At 72.8% G+C, this 18,378-nt stretch carries 17 protein-coding genes; 11 read left to right on the top strand and 6 right to left on the bottom strand.

The window, feature by feature from the left end:
* Positions 1-39 precede the first annotated feature (39 nt).
* Positions 40-1,275 (top strand): glycosyltransferase 87 family protein, encoded by a 1,236-nt coding sequence (locus K6U06_RS15835; RefSeq protein ID WP_262322923.1) that lies wholly within the window; start codon positions 40-42, stop codon positions 1,273-1,275.
* Positions 1,194-1,982, top strand: coding sequence for a dolichyl-phosphate beta-glucosyltransferase (locus K6U06_RS15830; protein ID WP_262322922.1), 789 nt, complete (start codon positions 1,194-1,196; stop codon positions 1,980-1,982). The genes K6U06_RS15835 and K6U06_RS15830 overlap by 82 nt, the downstream gene beginning before the upstream one ends.
* A gap of 90 nt (positions 1,983-2,072) precedes the next feature.
* Here the strand turns inward: K6U06_RS15830 and K6U06_RS15825 are convergent, their stop codons facing one another.
* Both K6U06_RS15825 and K6U06_RS15820 read right to left on the bottom strand, forming a co-directional pair.
* The gene (locus K6U06_RS15825; protein WP_262322921.1) at positions 2,073-3,233 is read right to left on the bottom strand and encodes a cysteine desulfurase family protein; all 1,161 of its coding nucleotides are present in this window, start codon (positions 3,231-3,233) and stop codon (positions 2,073-2,075) included.
* Positions 3,230-4,036, bottom strand: coding sequence for a helix-turn-helix transcriptional regulator (locus K6U06_RS15820; RefSeq protein WP_262322920.1), 807 nt, complete (start codon positions 4,034-4,036; stop codon positions 3,230-3,232). Before K6U06_RS15820 ends, K6U06_RS15825 begins: the two co-directional genes overlap by 4 nt.
* Before the next feature lie 88 nt (positions 4,037-4,124).
* Between K6U06_RS15820 and K6U06_RS15815 the strand changes: the two genes are divergently transcribed.
* The 3 genes from K6U06_RS15815 to K6U06_RS15805 all read left to right on the top strand — a co-directional run bounded on the left by K6U06_RS15815 (position 4,125) and on the right by K6U06_RS15805 (position 6,783).
* Positions 4,125-5,315 (top strand): Mrp/NBP35 family ATP-binding protein, encoded by a 1,191-nt coding sequence (locus K6U06_RS15815; protein ID WP_262322919.1) that lies wholly within the window; start codon positions 4,125-4,127, stop codon positions 5,313-5,315.
* 159 nt (positions 5,316-5,474) lie between these two features.
* Complete coding sequence (locus tag K6U06_RS15810) at positions 5,475-6,143, top strand: molybdopterin-dependent oxidoreductase (RefSeq protein ID WP_410051065.1); 669 nt, start codon at positions 5,475-5,477, stop codon at positions 6,141-6,143.
* Positions 6,115-6,783 carry a cytochrome b/b6 domain-containing protein gene (locus K6U06_RS15805; protein ID WP_262322917.1) on the top strand — a complete coding sequence of 223 codons (669 nt, stop codon included), beginning with the start codon at positions 6,115-6,117 and terminating at the stop codon, positions 6,781-6,783. The genes K6U06_RS15810 and K6U06_RS15805 overlap by 29 nt, the downstream gene beginning before the upstream one ends.
* A gap of 18 nt (positions 6,784-6,801) precedes the next feature.
* On the opposite strand, the gene K6U06_RS15800 is transcribed toward K6U06_RS15805, so the two are convergent.
* The 3 genes from K6U06_RS15800 to K6U06_RS15790 are packed head-to-tail and all read right to left on the bottom strand — an operon-like array spanning position 6,802 to position 9,613.
* The gene (locus K6U06_RS15800; RefSeq protein WP_262322916.1) at positions 6,802-8,079 is read right to left on the bottom strand and encodes a thymidine phosphorylase; all 1,278 of its coding nucleotides are present in this window, start codon (positions 8,077-8,079) and stop codon (positions 6,802-6,804) included.
* Positions 8,076-8,522, bottom strand: coding sequence for a cytidine deaminase (locus K6U06_RS15795; protein ID WP_262322915.1), 447 nt, complete (start codon positions 8,520-8,522; stop codon positions 8,076-8,078). The genes K6U06_RS15800 and K6U06_RS15795 overlap by 4 nt, the downstream gene beginning before the upstream one ends.
* Positions 8,519-9,613 carry an adenosine deaminase gene (locus K6U06_RS15790; RefSeq protein WP_262322914.1) on the bottom strand — a complete coding sequence of 365 codons (1,095 nt, stop codon included), beginning with the start codon at positions 9,611-9,613 and terminating at the stop codon, positions 8,519-8,521. Before K6U06_RS15790 ends, K6U06_RS15795 begins: the two co-directional genes overlap by 4 nt.
* Before the next feature lie 97 nt (positions 9,614-9,710).
* Here K6U06_RS15790 and K6U06_RS15785 point away from each other — a divergent pair, with 97 nt between their 5' ends.
* From K6U06_RS15785 to K6U06_RS15760, 6 genes are read left to right on the top strand one after another with little or no spacing between them, the layout of a single operon-like run.
* Positions 9,711-10,829 (top strand): BMP family protein, encoded by a 1,119-nt coding sequence (locus K6U06_RS15785; protein ID WP_262322913.1) that lies wholly within the window; start codon positions 9,711-9,713, stop codon positions 10,827-10,829.
* Between the two features lie 15 nt (positions 10,830-10,844).
* Complete coding sequence (locus tag K6U06_RS15780) at positions 10,845-12,395, top strand: ABC transporter ATP-binding protein (RefSeq protein WP_262322912.1); 1,551 nt, start codon at positions 10,845-10,847, stop codon at positions 12,393-12,395.
* A 28-nt stretch (positions 12,396-12,423) separates the two neighbouring features.
* Positions 12,424-13,713: an ABC transporter permease gene (locus K6U06_RS15775; RefSeq protein WP_262322911.1), complete on the top strand. Its 1,290-nt coding sequence runs from the start codon at positions 12,424-12,426 to the stop codon at positions 13,711-13,713.
* A gap of 25 nt (positions 13,714-13,738) precedes the next feature.
* Positions 13,739-15,004, top strand: coding sequence for an ABC transporter permease (locus tag K6U06_RS15770; RefSeq protein ID WP_262322910.1), 1,266 nt, complete (start codon positions 13,739-13,741; stop codon positions 15,002-15,004).
* Positions 15,001-15,873, top strand: coding sequence for a purine-nucleoside phosphorylase (locus K6U06_RS15765; RefSeq protein WP_262322909.1), 873 nt, complete (start codon positions 15,001-15,003; stop codon positions 15,871-15,873). Before K6U06_RS15770 ends, K6U06_RS15765 begins: the two co-directional genes overlap by 4 nt.
* Complete coding sequence (locus K6U06_RS15760; RefSeq protein WP_262322908.1) at positions 15,870-17,603, top strand: phospho-sugar mutase; 1,734 nt, start codon at positions 15,870-15,872, stop codon at positions 17,601-17,603. Before K6U06_RS15765 ends, K6U06_RS15760 begins: the two co-directional genes overlap by 4 nt.
* Before the next feature lie 91 nt (positions 17,604-17,694).
* On the opposite strand, the gene deoC is transcribed toward K6U06_RS15760, so the two are convergent.
* Positions 17,695-18,366 (bottom strand): deoxyribose-phosphate aldolase, encoded by a 672-nt coding sequence (gene deoC / locus K6U06_RS15755; protein WP_262322907.1) that lies wholly within the window; start codon positions 18,364-18,366, stop codon positions 17,695-17,697.
* Positions 18,367-18,378: the final 12 nt, after the last annotated feature.

The raw sequence follows: 18,378 nt of genomic DNA, 5'->3' as shown, positions 1-18,378 counted from the left end.
CCGCCGCGGCGGCGCCCGATCCCTGGAGCGTTGCTCACGTTGCTCGACGAGTCCGAACTGCAGCTGGTGACCGCCGGGGGACCTCCTGCCGTCGCTACCTCGCCGGCCCCCGGCCCGGCTCGGCGCCGGTGGTGGCATGCCCCGGCCGCGGTGGCCGCGCTGGCCACCGCTACCCGGGTTGGGCTGGGGCTGCTCGTCGGCCGCTTCGCTCTCAGCGTGCTGCCGTTGCGGGGCTTCCCGCTCGCCGCCGGCAACAAAGCCACCTCCGGCACCGGCGCCCTGTTCTCCTGGGACGCGTTCTTCTACCAGTCGGTCGCGACCAGCGGCTACCCCAAGGATCAGCCGGCGTGGAGCCCGTTCTTCCCGCTTTACCCGGAGACCGCCCGGGCCGTCGAGCACCTGGGCCGGATCGGCTACCAGCCGGCGGCACTAGCGGTCAGCTGGGTGTCGCTGTTCTTCGCGACCTGGGGGGTCGTCCGCCTGGCCCGGGACCTGCTCCCCGAGGGGGCGCCGGCGCGGGCCGGGTGGCTGCTCGTGTGGTTCCCGGCTTCGGTGTTACTCATCGCGGGTTACGCCGAGAGCACCTTCATCGCCCTGTTCGCCTGGACCCTCGTCGCGCTCCGGGAGCGACACCCTTGGTGGGCGGCGGCGTTCGCCAGCCTGGCCGCGCTGACCCGCCCGGAAGGCGCCGCGGTGGGCTTGGCGGTGGTCCTCTGGTGCCTCCTCGAACCGCGCCGGCGGTGGCTGCGGGCGGTGGTGCTGGCCGCGGCTAGCGAAGCCGGCTTCGTGGCGTTCACCGTGTTCTTGTGGGTTCGCTACGGCAACCCGATCGAGGAGTTCCGAGCCCAGAAGTACTGGGGACGCGCCGCCACCTGGCCGTTCCACCCGCTGGTCGGCTCGCTGCAGCACCTGCTTCACCGGGATGTCACCGGCCCCGGCTCGGCCAATATCACCGCGGTCTATCTCCTAGACGACGCGTCGGTGGTCGCCGCGGTGGTCGGGTTCGTGGTCCTGCTGCGGTGGGCCCGCCGGGAGCGCGACCTGTGGTGGATGCTGGCGCCGGCGCTGGTGTCGATGGTCGGCGTCGTCGCCAACGGTCCGGTCCACGGCAGCTCCCCGGAGTCCGACGTCCGCTACGTGCTGTGCCTGGTGCCGCTCTACCTGGTCGCCGCCCGCTGGCGCGGTGAGCGGCTGTGGACCGCGGCGCTCACCTCGTCGGTGGCGCTGGCGGTCGTGTTTCAGGTGCTGTTCAACCTCGGCGGCTGGTTCACCTGAGCTCGCCCATCGACCTCGAGGTCGTCGTCCCCGTCTACAACGAGGCGGAGCAGGTCCGCTCCCACGTCGAACGCCTGCGGGCGTGGCTCGACGACGCCGTCGCCTGCTCGGCGGTCATCACCGTCGTGGACAACGCCAGCACCGACGACACCTTCGCCATCGTCTCCGACCTGGCCGCCTCCACGCCGGGGATCGCCGCGCTCCACCTCGACCGCAAGGGTCGGGGCGGCGCGATCCGCCGGGCGTGGAGCAGCAGTGACGCCACCGTCGTGGCGTACATGGACGTCGACTTGTCAACCGACCTGGCCGCGCTGGCCCCGCTGGTCGAGCCGCTGCTGCGCGACGAGTACGACCTGGCGGTCGGCTCCCGGCGTCTGCCCGGCTCGCAGGTGAGCCGGGGGACCAGGCGGGAGGTCATCTCCCGGGGCTACCTAGCCATCGCTCACCTGGCGCTCGGAACCCGAATCACCGACCTGCAGTGCGGGTTCAAGGCGATGCGGACCAAAGCGGCGCGCGACCTGCTGCCCGATGTGGTCGACGACGAGTGGTTCTTCGACACCGAGCTGCTGGTGCTGGCCGAGCGGCGGGGGTTGCGGATCACCGAAGTGCCCGTCACCTGGGTCGACGACCCCGACACCCGGGTCCGGATCATGCGCACCGCGTGGAAGGACCTCCGCGGCGTGGCCCGCCTTCGCGGCCGGCGCTGAGCCCGACGCGCTGACGCCCGGAGGCGGCCGACGTCCGGATCAAGGACGGGAAAGGGTCAGGGACGGGAAAGGGTCAGGGGCGGCGAACGGTCAGGGGCGGCGCAGGTCGCGCAACCGGCTGATGACCGCCCCCAGAGCGCCGGCGGCCCGGTCGATGTCGGCGTCGGTCGTCGACCAGCCGACAGACAAGCGCAGCGACCGTTCGGCGGCGACGCCCATAGCCTCGAGGACCGGCGACGGCTCGAGGGTCTCGGAGCTGCACGCGCTCCCTGAGTGCGCGGCGACGCCGGCCTGATCCAAGCCGAGAAGCACCGCCTCGGCCTCGACGCCGTCGACGCCCAGGCACAAGATGTGGGGGACCCGCTCGGCGGGGTCGTCGGGCCCGAAGGCCTCGACGCCGGGGATGGCCGTCGCGGCGGCCCGCAGCCGTTGGATCTGGCCGGCGGCCCGAGCCGCCTCCGCGTCCAGCCCGGTCGGCTCCGCGCCGGGGCCGGTGCGCAGCAGCTCGGCCGCGGCGGCTCCGAAGCCGACCATGGCCGCCACGTCCTCCAGCCCGGCCCGCCGGTCCCGCTCCTGGGCTCCGCCGACGAGCAGCGGGGGGATCCGCAGGCCTCGGCGCACGAGCATGGCGCCGGCGCCTCGGGGACCGCCCAGCTTGTGGGCGGCTACCGACAGGAGGTCGGCGCCCAAGTCGTCGAAGCCGACCGGTACGTGGCCGGCCGCGGTGGCCGCGTCGACGTGGACCAGCACCCCCCGCTCCCGGCAGGCGGCCACCACCTCGGCCACCGGCTGCAAGGTGCCGACCTCGTGGTTGGCCAGCTGGCAGTGCACCAGCGCCGTCGCGGGGCCGATCGCGTCGAGGAGCGCGCCGACCTCGACCCGCCCGGTGCGGTCGACCGGCGTCCAGGTGACCGTCGCGGCGCGCCTCTCCGACGCTTCACGGACCGCGGAATGCTCCACCGCCGGGCCGACCACCTCGGACCGGCCGTCCCCGGCCCGGGCCAAGGCGCCGTGCACCGCGGCGTTGATCGACTCGGTCGCGCCGGAAGTGAACACCACCTGGCGGGGCCGGGTCCCGAGAAGCGACGCCACCTGCTCCCGGGCGTCTTCCAGCGCGGCGCGGGCCATCCGCCCTTCGGTGTGCACCCGGCCCGGGTCCGCCGCGCTCAGCCACGGGACCATCGCGTCCAGCGCAGCGGGCCGCAGCATCGACGTCGACGCGTGGTCGAGGTAGGCCCGCCCGGCGGTCACACCACGGTGACGCAGGCGGCGTCGCCGAGGGCCCGGGACGACTCGCTCGCCGGGACGGCCTCGCCGTAGAGGCCGGCCAGCATGCCCTTGACCATGCCCCGGTCGACGGCGCACACCACCGGGTTGGACTTGGCCGTGTCGAAGAACGGGCAGGTGTCTTTGATCAGAGCCAGACCCCCGCCTCTAGCCTCGGCGTGGGCCGCGAACCCGTGAGCGGTGAGCGCCTCCGCGATGGCGTGCAGCGCAGCCCTGAACGACCGCTGCCCCTCCCCGCAGGACATCTGCGACGCCAGCCGCCGGCCGTACTCCTCGCCGACCGACTCGGCCATGCTCTCGGCCTCCGCGACCGGGACCAGCGCCAGAGCCCGCCCGAGCAGCACGATCAGCAGGTCGTCGGTGCGGTGCGGGACGCCGAGGCCGGTGGCGCGCGCCGCCGAAGCCCGGTAACGCTTGGAGGGCCGCCCGGCGCCTTTGGCCGCGGCGTCCGGGGATCCGGGGCGGTGCACGAACACCTCCACGTACCCGCCGGCGGACAGCTTGTCGAGGTGGTGGCGGGCGACGTTGGCGTGGAGACCGAAGTGGGCCGCCACGTCCGAGGCGGTCACGCCGCCGGCCCGGTCCCGCACGAACAGATAGATCTGCCGGCGGGTCGGATCCCCGAACGCCGAGGTCACCGCGGCGACCGCCGCGGAGAACTCCGAGTCGGTCAGCGCCGCGCCGCCGTCCGGGCCGTCCAGGTTCGCGACGACCGCGGCCGGGTCAACCTGGTCGGTGTCCCCCGGGATGGGGGCTAGCTGTGCCACACGGGTATTCTACCTACGCGGGTAGTGCAAAAGCGCCGGCGCCACTACGGGGCCGGCAAACCGACGACACAGCACCCCCCGAGGAGCCATGGGCCTGAGCCAAGAGCAGGTGATCGACGCCCTCCGTCCGGTGACCGATCCCGAGCTGCACGTCAGCATCGTCGAGTTGGACATGGTGCGAGCCGTGGACATCAAACGGGGGCGGGTGGCGGTGACCGTGGCGCTCACCGTGCCGGGCTGCCCTCTGCGCGACGAGATCACCCGCCGGGTGACCGCGGCGGTGTCCCCCCTGCCCGGAGTCAAGGGTGTCACCGTCGAGCTGACGGTGATGACCCCCGACGAGCTGGACCGGGTCCGCCAGCGCATGCAGGCGATGCATGGCGCCCAAGGCCAGGCCGGCCAGAGCCACGCCGGCCACAGCCACGGCACCCAGGCGCCGGCCGGCGGCCAGCAGCCCCTCGGTCACGAGGAAGGCAAGGCCAACCCGTTCCAGGACCCGGCCAGCCCGACCCGGGTCATCGGGATCACCTCCGGCAAGGGCGGGGTCGGAAAGTCGTCGGTCACCGTCAACCTGGCCATCTCGCTGGTGAAGGCCGGCTTCGACGTCGCCATCCTCGACGCCGACGTCTACGGCTTCTCCATCCCCGGGATGCTCGGCATCGACGCCGACCCGACGGTACGCGACAACAAGATGGTCCCGCCGGTCGCGTACGGCGTGCGGTGCATGTCGGTCGGGTTCTTCGTCGACGAGGACCAGCCGGTGATGTGGCGCGGGCCGATGCTGCACAAGGCGCTGGAGCAGTTCCTAGTCGACGTCGAGTGGGGGACGCCGGACTTCCTGCTCATCGACATGCCGCCCGGCACCGGCGACGTCGCCCTGTCGATGGCCCAGTACCTGCCGAGCTCGGAGATCTACGTCGTGACGACCCCGCAGGAGGCGGCGAAGCGGGTCGCGCAGCGCACCGCGTACATGGCCAAGAAGATCAACCTCCCGCTCCGCGGCGTCATCGAGAACATGAGCTGGTTCACCGGCGACGACGGCAAGCGCTACGAGCTCTTCGGCGCCGGGGGAGGCCAGGAACTGGCCGGCGAGCTGGGCGTTCCCCTGCTCGGGCAGATCCCGCTGGCCACCGCGCTGCGCCAGGGAGGCGACAGCGGGCAGCCGGTCACCGTCGCCGACCAGGCCGGCGAGGTCGCCGAAGCGTTCGCGGCCCTGGCCAAGGAGATCGTGGCCCGCGGCCGGACCCGGATCTTCCGTCCGGAGCTTACGATTCGGTGACGTGGCGCCACCGCACTCCGGGATAGTCGTACAACTGGAGTTGTGAAAAGGGGCGACGCGCTCGATCCGGCGGATGCCGGGCCCAGACCGGCGCCGGCCGGGGAGGGGACTCCCGGCGCCCCGGCGCCCAAACCGGTGGGACGCCGGGTGGTGCTCGGGATGCTCGGCGTCGGAGCGCTCGGCGTCGTCGCCGGGTCCCGGATCCAGCGCGGCGTCGACGCCGCCCTCCGCCCGCTCACCAGCCGCGACCCGACCGGGCTCAGCGCGCTGCTCCCCGGCGGCGACAACTTCCAGATCTACACCGTCACCGACGGCTACCCGGCCGCTGACCCCTCCACCTACCGGCTGCGGGTCGACGGGCGCGTCGCCGCCCCGCTGCAGCTGAGCATCGCCGACCTGCAGGCGATGCCGGCCACCACGCTGGTCAAGGACTTCCAGTGCGTCACGGGCTGGCGGGTGCCGGCCGTGCACTGGCAGGGGGTGACCGTGGCCGACCTGCTCGAGCGGGCCGGGGTGCAGCCGTCGGGCAGCGCGCTGCGCTTCGAGTCCTTCGACGGGACCTACACCGAGAGCCTGACCCTCGACCAGGCCCGCCGCCCGGACGTGATCGTCGCGTACTCGATGCTCGGCGGCCCGGTCAGCCGAGCGCACGGCGGCCCGGTCCGCCTGTACGTGGCGCCGATGTACGGCTACAAGTCCTGCAAGTGGCTGTCGCGAATCACCGTCACCGACCAGGTCGAACCCGGGTATTGGGAGACGGTCGGCAACTACGACGTGAACGCCTGGGTAGGTGGAAGCAATGGCCGAGACGATCCGGCAACGAGCTGATCCCGCCGCCGGCGACACGCCGGTCGAGCGTTTCGACCGGGCGGAGCGGGCGGTTCACTGGGCCAACGCGGCGGTGTTCGGGGTGCTCATCGTCACCGCCGCGGCGCTGTATTTCTCGCCGCTCATGGCGTTGGTCGGCCGACGCCGGCTGGTCGAGGACATCCACCTGGGCGCCGGGCTCGCGGCGCCGATCCCGCTGCTGGCCGGCCTGGCCAGCCGGCGGTACCGGGCCGATCTGCGCCGTTTCAACCGGTGGAGCGTCGACGACAGGGTGTGGTTGCGCTTGGCGCTGGCCGGCCGGCGGTCCCGGACCGCGGGGCGCGCCACTCTCCTCGACGGGAAGTTCAACGCCGGCCAGAAGCTCAACGCGGCGTTCACCGCCGGGGTCGTCGCGGTGATGCTCGCCACCGGGGTGATCATGTTCTGGTTCCATCCGTGGCCGCTGTCGTGGCGGACCGGCGCCACCTACACCCACGACTGGCTGGCCGCCGCAGTGGTCGCCGTCGTGGCCGGCCACGTCACCTACGCGGTGCGCGACCCCGAGGCGCTTCGCTCCATGTGGCGGGGGACCGTCAGCCGGCGCTGGGCCCGGGCCCACGCCCGGGGATGGCTGCAAGAGGTCGACGACGGGGCGGAGTGACCCGCCGCCAGCGGCGCCTCACCCGAGAGACTCGATGACCAGCGGCGCCGGCGGGGGAAGCTCGGGTCCGATACCTATCGCCCCGCGCAGCGCGTCGAGGGCCGCGTCCACCCGGCTCGGGTCGTCGCCGACCAGGCGCAGCACCGGCGCTCCTTTCTCCACCTCCGCCCCCGGTTTGGCGACGCAGAGCACGCCGGCTGTGGCCGAAACCGAATCGCCCGGGCGGGCCCGGCCGGCCCCCAACCGCCACGCCGCCACCCCCACGGCCCGGGCGTCGAGACGGGTCACGTACCCCGAGGCCGGCGCCGTGACCACCGCCAGCTCCCGCCCGGCCGGTAGCGGCGCGTCGGGGTCGCCGCCCTGGCGGCCGATCAGCTCCCGCCACTTGGCCAGCGCCCGCCCGTCGTCGAGGGCCGCGGCGGGGTCTGCGTCGATGCCCGCTAGGCGGAGCATGACCTCGGCCTCGGCCACGACCAGCGCCCGCACGTCTGCCGGGCCGCGCCCGGAGAGCACCTCGAGGGACTCCGCGACCTCCACCGCGTTGCCGGCCGCCTCGCCGAGGGGGGTGTCCATCGCGGTGAGCAGAGCCGCGGTCCGCACGCCGTGGGCCTCCCCCAGGGCGATCATGGTCTCCGCCAGCCGCCGGGCCGCGCCCAGCTCGGTCATGAACGCACCGCTGCCCACCTTCACGTCGAGCAGCAACGCCTCGGTACCCTCGGCGATCTTCTTCGACATGATCGAACTGGCGATCAGCGGGATCGACTCGACGGTCGCAGTTACGTCGCGCAGGGCGTAGAGCCGACGGTCGGCGGGAGCCAGGTCGGCGCTCGCCGCGCAGATCACCCCGCCCAGCTCGGCCAGCGAGGCGCGCACCTCGCTCAGCGGAAGGTCGGCGCGCCACCCGGGGATCGACTCCAGCTTGTCCAGGGTGCCACCGGTGTGGCCGAGGCCCCGGCCCGACAGCTGCGGCACCGCGGCGCCGAGCGCCGCGACCAGCGGCACCAGGATCAGCGAGATCTTGTCCCCGACGCCGCCGGTCGAGTGCTTGTCGACCGTAGGGCGGCCGATCCCCGACAGGTCGAGGCGGACACCGGAGTCGATCATGGCCCCGGTCCAGGCGGCCAGCTCGGCTGGCTCCATGCCCCGCCACACGATGGCCATCAGCAGTGCCGCCATCTGCTCCTCCGCCACCTGGCCGGCCAGGTAGGCGTCGAAGAGCCACCGGATCGTCTCGTCGGGCAGCCGGCCGCCGTCGCGTTTGGCGGCGATGACCGCCACCGGGTCCAGCGCGCTCACTGCGCCGGCCCGCGCTGCCGGCGGGCGGTGAGCGCCGCGGCATCGAACGCCCCGGGTAGCAGATCGGCCAGGCGGACCGGGTCCGCGCCGGGCCCGGCGTCCACCAGCATCTCCGGGCCGCCGTTGTCCATCAGGACCTGACGGCACCGCCCGCACGGCGTCAGCGGCCCGCCGTCGCCGGCCACCACGCTGAGCGCCACCAGTGCGTGACCGCCCCCGGCGCGCAGCATCGAGACCAGCCCGCACTCCGCGCAGAGGGTCAGCCCGTACGAGGCGTTCTCGACGTTGCACGCGGCCAGCAGCGTCCCGTCGTCCGACAGGCCCGCGGCGCCTACCGACAGGCCCGACCAGGGGGCGTGAGCCCGGCCGGCCACCTCCCGCGCCGCGCCGCGCAGCCGCTCCCAGTCCGGCGTCGCCGGTCCCGGCCCGACGGTGCCGTTCACGCCGGCAGGGCCGCCTCGGCGCGCACCGCCGCGAAGCCCGGCTTGATGCGCCCGTTGATCAGCGCCAGGCGTTCGTCGAAGTGGGCGAAAGCGCTCTTCATGGCGTTGATGGTGAGCCACTGCAGGTCGTCCCACCCGTAGTCGAACTGCTCGACCATCTGCTGCAGCTCGCCGCTCACCGTCACCCCGCTCATCAGACGGTTGTCGGTGTTGACCGTGACCCGGAACCCCAGCCGGCGCAGCAAGCCGATCGGATGGGTGTGCAGCGACGCGGCCGCGCCGGTGTGGACGTTGGACGTCGGGCACATCTCGAGGGGGATGCGCCGGTCGCGCACGTACGACGCCAGCGGACCGAGCGTGGCGTGCCCGGCGTCGTCGAGCGAGATGTCGTCGATGAGCCGGACGCCGTGGCCGAGGCGCTCGGCGCCGCACCACTGCAGCGCCTCCCAGATCGACGGCAGGCCGAACCCTTCGCCGGCGTGGATGGTGATGTGGAAGTTCGAGTGGCGGACGAAGTCGAACGCGTCTAGGTGCCGGGTCGGCGGGCTGCCGGCCTCGGCCCCGGCGATGTCGAAGCCGACCACCCCCGAGTCGCGGTGGCGGACCGCGACCTCGGCGATCGACAGCGACTGCGCCGCGGTGCGCATGGCGGTCAGCAGGCTGTAGACGGTGATCGGCCGGCCGGCCGACCCTTCAGCGAAACCGGCGGTCACCGCCTCCACCACCTCGTCGAGGCCGAGGCCGCCGCTTTGGTGCAATTCCGGGGCGTAGCGTATCTCGGCGTAGGCGACGCCGTCGTCGGCCAGGTCCTCGGCGCACTCGCGCGCCACCCTCGCGAGGGCGTCGGCGCTCTGCATGACCGCGACGGTGTGGCGGAACCCGTCGAGGTACTTCGGCAGGTCCTGACGGTCAGCGCCGTCGGTGAACCACTGGGCCAGGAGGACCGGGTCGTCGGTCGGCAGGTCCCGGTAGCCGATCTCGTCGGCCAGCTCGATGACCGTCTGGGCTCGCAGCCCGCCGTCGAGATGATCGTGGAGCAGCACCTTCGGCACCCGCCGGATCTGCTCGAGCGTCGGTCGGGGCTCGGTCACCGCCTCATGGTAGGCCCGCTCATCGCGCCGGGCTCCCGACGCGGTGGCTATGTTTGGCCGAGCGGCGCTGTGGGGTGCCGTCGCAAGGAGGTCGCACGTGAGACGGTTTACGAGAGTTGCGTCCGTTGTCGCAGTCGCCGGGCTGGTGGCGACCGCATGCGGCAGTTCCAAGCCGTCGTCCACGCCGGCGACCACCGCGGCCGGCGCCACCACCGCGACGACCGCGGCCTCGAGCGGCGGGTCCGGCGGCACCAAGTTCCAGGCGTGCATGGTCACCGACACCGGCGGCATCGACGACCGGTCGTTCAACGCCTCCTCCTACCAGGGCCTGAAGGACGCCGCGGCCTCCGACCCGGCGATCGTCCCCTCTTACGTGCCCTCCACGACGGAGAGCGACTACACCCCCAACATCAACAGCCTGGTCCAGAAGGGCTGCGGCATCATCGTCACCGTCGGGTTCTTGATGGGCGACGCCACCCAGGCCGCGGCCAAGGCCAACCCCAACCAGAAGTTCGCGATCGTCGACTACAACTACTCGCCGCCGCTTCCGAACGTGCTCGGCTTGATCTTCAACACCGCCCAGGCCGGGTTCCTCGGCGGTTACCTGGCGGCCGGCATGACCAAGACCGGCACGGTCGCCACCTTCGGCGGCCAGAAGCTGCCGACGGTGACGGTGTACATGGACGGCTTCTACGACGGGGTGCAGTACTACAACTCCCAGCACGGCAAGCACGTCAAGGTCCTCGGATGGAACGAAGCGACCCAGAACGGGACCTTCACCGGTGACTTCACCGACCAGAGCAAGGGCAAGTCCGACACCCTGGCGTTCATCCAGCAGGGAGCCGACATCATCTTCCCCGTCGCCGGCAACGTCGGCCTGGGTGCCGCGGCGGCCGCCCAGCAAAACGGCAACGGCGTTCACCTGCTCTGGGTCGACACCGACGGGTGCGTGAGCGCCCCGCAGTACTGCAGCCTCTTCTACTCGAGCGTCGTCAAGGGCATCTCGGTGGCGGTGGCCAAGGCCGCGACCGACGCGGCCAAGGGCAGCTTCACGGGCGGCAACTACGTCGGGACCCTGGCCAACAACGGCGTTGGGTTGGCGCCCTACGCCAAGGACGTCCCCCAGTCCCTGCAAACCGAGCTGGCCACCGTCAAGCAGGGCATCATCAGCGGCAGCATCAAGGTGGCGTCGCCGAGCGCACCGGCGTCGAGCTAGGCGCGGGGACGCCGGTTGCACCTCGAACTGCGAGGCATCACCAAGCGGTTCGGGTCGCTGGTCGCCAACGACCACATCGACCTGGACGTAGAACCGGGGCAGATCCACGCCCTGCTCGGTGAGAACGGGGCCGGCAAGTCGACGCTGATGAACGTGCTCTACGGGCTCTACGAGCCCGACGAGGGCCAGATCGTCATCGACGGCAAGCCGGTCTCGTTCGCCAACCCCAAAGACGCCATCGCGGCCGGCATCGGGATGGTTCACCAGCACTTCATGCTGGTCCCGGTCTTCACCGTCGCGGAGAACGTCACGCTCGGCATCGAACCGGTCCGGTCCCTGCCCCACCTCCGCGTGGCCGGCCGCCTCGGGCTGCTCGACCGGCGCCGGGCCCGGCGCGAGGTGAAGGAGCTGTCGGCCCGCTACAACCTCGACGTCGACCCCGACGCGGTCGTCGAGCACCTGCCGGTGGGCACCCAGCAACGGGTGGAGATCATCAAGTCCCTGGCCCGTCAGGCGGAGGTGCTCATCCTCGACGAGCCGACCGCGGTGCTCACCCCCGGCGAGACCGACGAGCTGTTCGCCATCCTCAAGTCGCTGCAGGCGAGCGGGCGGTCGGTGGTCTTCATCACCCACAAGCTGCGGGAGGTGCAGGCCGTCGCCGACCAGGTGACGGTCATCCGGCAGGGGAAGGTCGTCGAGCACCTGGCGCCGACCGCCACCGACGCGCAGCTGGCCGCGGCGATGGTCGGGCGGGAGGTCCGCCTCCGCGTCGAGAAGGGCCCGGCCGCGCCGGGGGAGGTGGTGCTCGCGATCAGCGGCCTGACGGTGGCCGACGACCTGGGCGGCACGGCGGTCAACGACTTCTCGCTGGAGGTGCGCCGGGGGGAGATCGTCGGCATAGCCGGCGTGCAGGGCAACGGGCAGACCGAGCTGTGCGAGTCGCTCCTCGGCCTTCGCCCTGCGCTGGCCGGCACCGTGACCATCGCCGGTGACGACCTCACCGGCGCCGACACCAGGACAGTGCTGCGTGCCGGCGTCGGCTACGTCCCCGAGGACCGCCAGGACGACGGCCTGGTCGGTGACTTCACCATCGCCGAAAACCTGGCTCTCGACGTATACGACCAGGCCCCCTACTCCCGGGGGCCGGCGCTGCGCCTCGACGCCCTTCGGGACATCGCCGCCCGCCAGATCGCCGAGTTCGACGTCCGGACCCGCTCGTCGGAGGTGCCGGTGCGCACACTGTCGGGCGGCAACCAGCAGAAGGTCATCCTGGCCCGGGAGCTGTCGCGCCCGGTCAACCTGCTCGTCGCGTCGCAGCCGACGCGCGGCCTCGACATCGGCTCCATCGAGTTCGTCCACAAGCGGATCGTCGCGGCGCGCGACGGCGGCGCCGGCGTGTTGATCGTGTCCTCCGAGCTCGACGAGATCTACGCCCTGGCCGATCGCATCGCGGTCATGAGCGACGGGCGGATCATCGGCATCCGGCCGCCGACGGTCAGCCGGGAGGAGCTCGGCCTCCTGATGAGCGGCGCCCACCGCGACGCGCCGGCCGAGGCCGCGTCGTGACCTGGCGCGTCGTGAGCGGGGCCGGGTCGTGACCGCCGCCGCGCCCGCCACCGACCCCCGGCCGTCGGGGGAGCATCCCGCCGAGGGGCCCAAGGGTTTCGTGGCGGCCTTTGTCGAGGCGATCGTGGAGGGCAGCTCGACGACGGTCACCGTCCTGGCAGTCGTGGCTGCCATCGTGATCGGCGGGATCCTCATCGCCTTCTCCGACCCGCACGTGCTGGGGAAGATGGGCCACTTCTTCTCGGCGCCGGGCGCCGCGCTGGGCGCGGCGTGGGACTCGGCCAGCGCCGCCTACTCGGCCATGTTCCGCGGGGCGATCGTCAACTTCCACACGGTCTCAGCCGCCTCTCGCGGCGGGTCGGTGACCGCCGTGTTCAACCCGATCTCCGAGACCATCGTCAACGCTACCCCGTTGATCTTCGCCGGCCTGGCGGTGATGCTTCCGTTCCGGGCCGGCCTGTTCAACATCGGCGCCACCGGCCAGTTCATCGGCGGGGCGATCGTCGCCGGGTACCTGGGCTTCGCCGTCTCGCTCCCGCCGTTCATCCACGTGGTGGTGGCCGTCGCGGGCGGGTTCGCCGGCGGCGCCGCGGTGGGCTGGTTCGTCGGCTTCCTCCGGGCCCGGACCGGCGCCAACGAGGTGATCGTCACGATCATGCTCAACTACGTCGCGGAGTACTTCCTGCTCTACGTCCTCGGTACCTCCCCGTTCCGCCGTCCGGGGCGCAGCGACCCCATCACCCCGTTCATGCACGGCACCGCCCGCCTGCCTCACCTGGCCGGGGCGTCGCTGCGGATCAACGCCGGGATCCTGGTGGCGCTGGCCGCCGCGGCAGCGGTGTCGTGGCTGCTCAAGCGCAGCACTCTCGGCTTCGAGATCCGCGCCGTGGGCGCCAACGCCCGCGCCGCGCGCGGCGCCGGGATGAACGTCGAGCGCGGCTACATCCTCGTGATGCTCATCGCCGGCGGCCTGGCCGGGCTGGCGGCCGCCAGCGTGGTGCTCGGCACCAACTACACCGTCGACCCCCAGATCTACGGTACCTACGGCATCGACGCCATCACCATCGCCCTGCTCGGGCGGGGCACCCCGCTCGGGGTGGTGCTGGCGTCGCTGCTCTACGGCGCCCTCCACGCGGGCGGGGTGACCATGGTCGCGGCGACCCAGACGCCGATCGAGATCGTCACGGTGATCCAAAGCGTCATCGTCTTGTTCGTCGCTGCTCCACCGCTGGTGCGGGCTTTGTTCCGGCTGCGAACCCCCAAGCAGGCAGAAGCCGTGCCCCTCCTCGCCGCGCCGGCGGTGGTGACCGAGCCGTGAGGTGCCCGCCTGTGAGCCTGCGACCATGACGGCCGCCACGCTGATCCCCACCGGTAGGCGGACCGTCGACCGCCAGCTGGCAGCCGGCGTCACCCTGGCCCTCCTCGGGGTCATGGACCTGGCGCTGTTCGGCCTGGCCGGCCACACCGGCACCGCCAAGTTCGGTATGTCCCTAGCCGGCGCGTCGGTCCACGTCCCCGACCTCTCCCTCCCGGCCCGTGGCACCCCTATCGTCGCCGGAGCGATCTCGATCGTCCTCGGCGCACTGCGCATCCGCCTCGACCTCTCGCCGGCGTTGCGGCGGACCACGATGGGGGCCGCCATCGGACTGTTCCTGGTCTCGTTCCTCTGCTGGGCCGCCGCCGGCCAGACGCTGAGCCTGGTCGGCTTGCTGCAGAGCACCGCCACCCGGTCGATCCCGATCGTGCTGGGAGCGCTGGCCGGGTGCCTCTGCGAGCGGGCCGGGGTGATCAACATCGCCATCGAAGGCCAGCTGCTGCTCGGGGCGTTCGTGGCCGCGGTCGCGGCCAGCGCCACCGGCAACCTGTGGGTCGGGCTGCTCACCGGTTCGTTGGCCGGCGGCCTCCTCGCGGCGATGCTCGCCGCTTTCGCCATCGCCTTCGTGGTCGACCAGGTGGTGCTAGGAGTGGTCCTCAACGTCTTCGCGTCCGGGCTGACCGGTTACCTCTACGACCGGATCCTGGTGACCTACCAGCGGACCCTCAACCAGCCCCCGGTGTTTCGCAACTGGAAGGTGCCCGTCCTCGGTGACATCCCCATAATCGGACCGGTGTTCTTCGACTCCAACGTGTTCTTGTACCTCACGTATGGCGCCCTGTTCCTGGTGCAGGCGTTCTTGTTCCACACCCGGTGGGGTTTGCGGGTACGAGCCGTCGGTGAGCATCCAGTCGCCGCGGAGACCGTCGGCATCAGGGTGCTCGCCACCCGGTACCGCAACGTCATACTCGGCGGCCTGGTCGCCGGTCTGGGCGGGGCCTACCTGACCATCGGCTCGGTGGGGGCTTTCGGCAAGGACATCTCCTCCGGGAAGGGCTACATCGCGCTCGCGGCGCTGATCTTCGGCCGCTGGACCCCGCTCGGAGCGGTCGGAGCGGCGCTGGTGTTCGGCTTCGCCGACGCCCTGCAAAACGTCCTGTCGATCCTCGGCACGCCCATCCCTTCGGACGTGCTGCTGATGCTGCCGTACGCCGCGACGATCCTGGTGGTCGCCGGGCTGGTCGGCAAGGTCCGGGCGCCGGCAGCCGACGGACGGCCGTACGTGAAGTCATGACCGGCGCCGACGACAATTTCGACCCCTACGAGCACGCCGAGGAGGCTGCGGCCACCCTGGCGGCCCGCAGCGGTGTCGCCGCCCACGACGTTGCGGTGATCCTCGGCTCGGGATGGGCGCCGGCCGCCGACGCCCTCGGCCCGCCCAGCATGGAGATGGCGATGGCCGACCTGGGCGGACGCGCCGCCAGCGTCGCCGGCCACTCGGGGACCGTGCGGTCGGTGGCTCGCGGCGAGGGGCGGGCGCTGGTGTTCGTCGGGCGGGTCCACGCGTACGAGGGTCACCCCCTCCACGCCGTCGTCCACGCGGTTCGCACCGCGCTGGCCGCGGGGTGCCGGACCGTCGTGCTCACCAACGCAGCCGGCGGGATCAACCCGACGTACCGGGTTGGGCAGGCGGTGCTGATCAGCGACCACCTCAACCTGACCGGACGCTCCCCGCTGTCGGGGCCGGCGCCGCCCGAGCCGCACGGACCGCGCTTCGTCGACCTCACCGACCTCTACAGCGCCTCGCTGCGCGCCCAGGTCGCGGTGGCCGCCGCGTCCAGGGGTCTGCCTCCCGGCGGTCCGGCCACGCTGGCCGAAGGGGTCTATGCCGGCCTGCCCGGCCCCCACTACGAGACACCGGCCGAGATCCGCATGCTGCGCACGCTCGGCGCCGACCTGGTCGGCATGTCGACGGTCCACGAGGCCATCGCCGCCCGCCACGGCGGCGCCGCGGTGCTCGGGATATCGCTGGTCACCAACGCGGCCGCCGGAGTGACCGGCGAGGCCCTCGACCACGCCGAAGTGGTCGCCGCTGGCACCGCGGCCACCGCCGACCTCGGGAGGCTGCTGGCGGTCGCCGTCGACGTCGCCGCGGCCCGGTGAAACTCCCCGTCGACCCCGGTTTGCGCCGGAAGGCGCAAGCGTGGATCGCGGACGATCCCGACGAAGGCGACCGCCGCTTCTTGAAGGACCTGCTCGCCGCGGCGTCGGCCGGGGGACCGGCGGGTGACGACGCCGCTGCCGACCTCGCGGCTCGCTTCGCCGGCGGGCTCCACTTCGGCACCGCCGGGCTGCGAGCCCCAGTCGGCGCCGGCCCGGCCCGTCTCAACCGGGCGGTGGTCCGGGCCACCACCGCCGGCGTGGCTGCCTGGCTGCGGGCCGAAACGCCCGACGCCGCCACTCGGGGCGTCGTCGTGGGATGCGATGCTCGCCACCGTTCACGGGAACTGTGGGAGGAGACCGCGGCGGTGCTGGCCGGCGCCGGGATCCCCGCCTTGGTCCTCGCCCCGGCCCAGCCGACGCCTCTCCTGGCCTTCGCCACCCGCCACCTCGGCGCCGCGGCCGGCATCATGATCACCGCCAGCCACAACCCCGCCGCCGACAACGGCTACAAGCTCTACGTCGGCGACGGCGCCCAGATCCTTCCGTCTCCCGCCGACGCCGTCGAGGCGGCCATCGCCGCGGTCGGGCCTCTCGCCGGGGTCCCGGTCGCCCCCGCCGGCGACCCTCGCATCGTGACCGTCCCCCGGTCAGTGACCGACGCGTACCTCGACTCGGTGGCCGCGATGGCCCCAGCCCCAGACGGCGCCGGGTTGCTGCGAGTCGTCCACACAGCCATGCACGGGGTGTCCACCGGTCTGTTCGACGCGGCCGTCGCCCGCGCCGGCCACCCGCCTGTCCACCACGTCGCCGCTCAGGCCGCCCCCGACCCGGACTTCCCGACCGTGGCGTTCCCCAACCCCGAGGAGCCCGGGGCCATGGACCTGGCCCTAGCCGACGCCCGCCTTCTCGGCGCCGACTTGGTCTTGGCCAACGACCCCGACGGCGACCGCCTGGCGGTCGCGGTCGCGGAGCCGGCCGCTCAGGGAGGATGGCGGGTGATGACCGGCGACCAGCTCGGCGCGCTGCTCGGCGCCGCGGTGCTCGCCGGGGAGGTCGGGCCCGGTCTCGCGGGCGGGGCCGCCGAGCAGCGGGTCGTGGCCAGCTCCCTGGTGTCCTCCACCATGCTGGCGGCGATAGCGGCCGACGCCGGAGCCACCTGGGTGGAGACCCTCACCGGCTTCAAGTGGATCGCGCGGGGCGCGGCCGGCGTGGCGGGCGGCCGCCTGGTGTTCGGTTACGAGGAGGCCCTCGGGTACTTGGTCGGCGACGCGGTAGCCGACAAGGACGGCATCGGGGCCGCGCTCGCCGTCTTGGCTTTGGCCGCCGCCGACCGCGCTCGGGGAAGGACGCTCCTCCACCGCGTCGACGACATCGAGCGACGCTACGGGGTGCACGCCACCCGCCAGGTGTCCCGCCGCCTGCCCTCCGCCCCGGCTGCCGAGACGGTGGCGGCCAAGCTGAGAAGCGCACCGCCAGCCGACATCGGCGGCGTGAAGGTGTTGTCGGTCGAGGATCTCTCGCGCGGCGGCCGCCTGCCGCCTACCGACGCCATCGTCTTCCAGCTCGAAGGGTGCCGGGTCGTGGTCCGCCCCAGCGGCACCGAACCGAAGATCAAGGCCTACCTGGAGGCCCGCCAGCCACCGACCCCGGATCTCGCGGCCGCCCGAGCCGGCGCCGACGCCGTCCTCGACCGGGTCGCGGCTGGCGTGGCCGGGCTGCTCGACGGCTGAGCGTCCCGGCCGGCAGCGACCACTCCACGCCGGGCGATCGCTCAGGCCGGGAGGCCGGGTTGTCCCTCAGGCCGGGAGGCCGGCTTGTCCCTCAGGCCGGGAGGCCGGCCAGGACGGCGGCGGAAGCCGAGCAACCCAGCCGGGTGGCGCCGGCATCGACCATCCGCAGGGCGGTCTCCGCGGTGCGGATACCGCCGGCCGCCTTGATCCCGAGGCGGCCGCCGACGGTCGCGGCCATCACCTCGACGGCCTCCACCGACGCCCCGCCCGCGGGGTGGAAGCCGCTGGAGGTCTTCACGAAGTCGCCGCCGGCGTCCTCCACGGCCCGGCATCCCTCTGCGATGGCCGCGGGGGTGAGCAGGGCGGTCTCGAGGATCGCCTTGATCGTGACCGCCGGCCCGATCGCGGCGCGGATGGCTGTCAGCTCCCGGGCGACGGCCGCCCAGTCGCCGCTGACCGCGGCGGCCAGGTCGACCACCACGTCCACCTCGGTGGCGCCGCCGGCGACCACCGCCTCCGCCTCGACCACCTTGACCGACGTCGGGTGCGCCCCGGACGGGAACCCGACCACGGCGGCGACTTGCAGACCCGGGGGCAGCTGAACGCTGAGCGGCAGCCGGGTCGCGTTGATGCACACCGCTGCCACCTCGAGGTCGATGGCCTCCAGGCACAGCGAGGCCACCTGAGCGTCGGTCGACTCGGGAGCGAGCAGAGTGTGGTCGATGATGCCGGCGATGCCGGCGCGGGTGCGGGCGATGTCCACGGCGCCCCATGG

It is taken from the genome of Acidiferrimicrobium sp. IK, assembly GCF_025499425.1.
GTDB lineage: Bacteria > Actinomycetota > Acidimicrobiia > Acidimicrobiales > Palsa-688 > Acidiferrimicrobium.
The sequence above is the reverse complement of the archived record's forward strand: the minus strand, read 5'-3'. Positions and strand labels throughout refer to the sequence as shown.